Source organism: Methyloversatilis discipulorum, assembly GCF_018780585.1.
Taxonomy (GTDB): Bacteria; Pseudomonadota; Gammaproteobacteria; order Burkholderiales; family Rhodocyclaceae; genus Methyloversatilis; species Methyloversatilis discipulorum_B.
Map to the genome: position 1 here is coordinate 1 of NZ_JADMJL010000081.1, position 2,314 is coordinate 2,314.

At 63.7% G+C, this 2,314-nt stretch carries 4 protein-coding genes; 3 read left to right on the forward strand and 1 reads right to left on the reverse strand.

From position 1 onward, the window contains the following. Positions 1 to 500, reverse strand: a 500-nt coding sequence (locus IV112_RS21445; RefSeq protein ID WP_304007174.1) for a hypothetical protein, incomplete at its 3' end; no start/stop codon positions are given. A gap of 113 nt (positions 501 to 613) precedes the next feature. On the opposite strand from IV112_RS21445, the gene IV112_RS21450 reads away from it, so the two are divergent. From IV112_RS21450 to IV112_RS21460, 3 genes are read left to right on the forward strand one after another with little or no spacing between them, the layout of a single operon-like run. Then, the gene (locus IV112_RS21450) at positions 614 to 988 is read left to right on the forward strand and encodes a hypothetical protein (protein WP_304007176.1); all 375 of its coding nucleotides are present in this window, start codon (positions 614 to 616) and stop codon (positions 986 to 988) included. A 1-nt stretch (position 989) separates the two neighbouring features. After that, the gene (gene stbB / locus IV112_RS21455; protein WP_304007178.1) at positions 990 to 1,709 is read left to right on the forward strand and encodes a StbB family protein; all 720 of its coding nucleotides are present in this window, start codon (positions 990 to 992) and stop codon (positions 1,707 to 1,709) included. After that, on the forward strand, positions 1,706 to 2,176 hold the full coding sequence (locus IV112_RS21460) for a hypothetical protein (RefSeq protein WP_304007179.1): 471 nt from the start codon (positions 1,706 to 1,708) through the stop codon (positions 2,174 to 2,176). The genes stbB and IV112_RS21460 overlap by 4 nt, the downstream gene beginning before the upstream one ends. Positions 2,177 to 2,314 lie beyond the last annotated feature (138 nt).

The following is a 2,314-nucleotide window of genomic DNA, read 5'->3' on the forward strand; positions in this document are numbered from 1 at the left end:
CCGACGCGCAATAGCGCCACAAGCCGGTGAACGTTCCGATTCAAGGTTGAAAGCTCCGCGCAGGACGACACCAGCGCTGCGATGAGCTCACGGCGCACCCCGCCCTCCTTGAGTACGGGCACGCCGTCGGCCAAGCCCACCAGATACGCGCCGCGCGACAAGCCGGCGGTCCTAGCACCGGCGTCGATGCGCCGCGCCTCGTCACACCTGACCCTCACAGAGAGCTTGACCCATGCTGCACGATCGCCCGGAGCGTCTGGCCTCATCTGTGGCGGAACGCCTTCAGGGTCGGGGCGCCCCAGCACAGCCGCGACGGCGTCTCGGACCACAACGGACACAGTCGCCCGATTCGCCTTCGCGTGCGCCACCAGCGAAGCCTTCAAGCCGCGCATATCGACAGTGACGAAGTCGTGTGTTGAAGAGTCCATGAGCCGATCGAAGAAGGCCAGCGAAGCGTTTGTGAAATCGGCGGCAGGCCGCCTATCTCTGCACTCACCCATGACCCAAGTATTGGCTCAAATCCACGCAACCCCGGCGATGGATTTGAGTTCAATTTCAGCATCTCAAGCCGGCGCAAATGGCTCAAGAATGGATCAAACCGGGTCAATCTGAAGTGAAACTGAATCCCAGCATCCCACCAGGCCGCTCGAACCGAAAAGCTCGCGCGTTTTCGGCCGAGATCGCGCAGTTGCGCCAGCAAGGCTATGGCTGCAAGGCCATTCACCAGGCACTGCTCGATGCAGGCCTGGCGCTCAGCAAGAGCACCGTGCAACGCGAGCTCGCCCGGCTTTCACGCGGAGCGAGGGGCGCAAGCCCGGGCGTCGCAGCACCCGGCTTTCATCAACAGAAAACCTCGGTCTTGCCGCTTGTCACCGCACCGGCACTCAGCGTGCAAGGCGCGGCCGACGAGACACGGTCCAGCAAGGACGTCGTCAAGGCCTTCTTCGAAGGCCGCATCACCAACCCACTCTTGCGCAAAAGGAGCTGATATGAAAATCGCCGTTCTCAATTTCTCCGGCAATGTTGGCAAGACCACGATCGCGCGGCACCTTCTGCTGCCTCGCATTCCCGGCGCTGCGCTCATCGCCGTCGAGAGCATCAATGCCGACGACGATCACCAAGGCCAGTCTCTGCGGGGTCGGCAGTTCGCCGAGCTCCAGGAGTATCTGCAAACCGTCGACAGCGCCGTTGTCGACATCGGCGCGAGCAACGTCGAGGAACTGCTGGGCCTCATGCACCGCTATCGCGGCAGCCAGGAGGACTTCGATGCCTTCGTCATCCCGACGGTGCCGGCTTTGAAGCAACAAAGAGACACGACGGCCACCTTGCTCGAAATGTCACGGCTGGGTGTGCCAGCCTCCCGCCTGAAGATCGTCTTCAATATGGTCGAGGAAGACAGCGACATCACGCAGACCTTTGAGCCCCTGCTGGAATTTCTCCTGGCCTGCCCCGTGGCGACCGCCAGCATCCGCGCTCGCTTGAGCGCCAATGAGATCTACGGTCGCGTCAAAAGCATGGAGGTGGCGCCGGATCTGATACAGCTGTCCAAGGACACCACGGACTTCAAGTCGCTGATCCTCAAGTCAGCCAAGCTCGAAGAGAAGCTGGCGCTAGCCCAGGCTCTGGCCAACCGGCGGCTGGCCTTTGGCGTCGTTCCCGAACTGGATGCCTGCTTCGCCGCGCTCGAGCTTGTGCCGGTGCCGGCATGAGCGGCCCGAACAGTGCCCGCGAAGCCCTCCTCGTCGAGGCACTCGGCGAGGTCGCGATCTTGCTGGAGCGCGTAGAAACCGTTGCCCCAGCGATGGACGCCAGCCGACTGGCGCTGATCAGCGCTGGCAAGGGACTAACCCACCAGGTCGGCGTCTTCGAGAGTCGCATGGCCGCCCTCACAGAAAACGCGCAGGCACAGGTCGTCAAGCACATTGCAAGGCGCATCGACGAGCTGGCGCGCCGGTCCCTGGACGCACAGACACAGGCGATGGAGGACGCAGCGCGGACGATCTTCAGAGCGGAAGTCGGCCCGGCCCTGCAGCGAACCGCGCTCCCCTTGCAGCAACTGGCGGCGCTTGCCCAGGACAGCATGCGGCCCTGGGATCGCTGGCTCACCCATGTGGCGACGGCTGTGCTGACCTCGGCGCTCAGCTGGGCGATGGCGGCCTGGCTCTGGCTGCGCTGAGCAAGTCGGCACCCTGCAAGCAGGCCCCAAGCGCGTTGGATTCAAGGCTGAATCCAGCGCGCCGCCACCGCATCAAGCCTTCAGCTTGCGCATTTCCTCGGCCAGCATCCACAAGGCCCGATTGAGGCTGACGCCGCG

Coding starts and splice junctions, on each gene's coding strand:
- stbB (WP_304007178.1), top strand. CDS start 990: ATGAAAATCGCCGTTCTCAATTTCTCCGGCAATGTTGGCAAGACCACG.
- IV112_RS21460 (WP_304007179.1), top strand. CDS start 1,706: ATGAGCGGCCCGAACAGTGCCCGCGAAGCCCTCCTCGTCGAGGCACTC.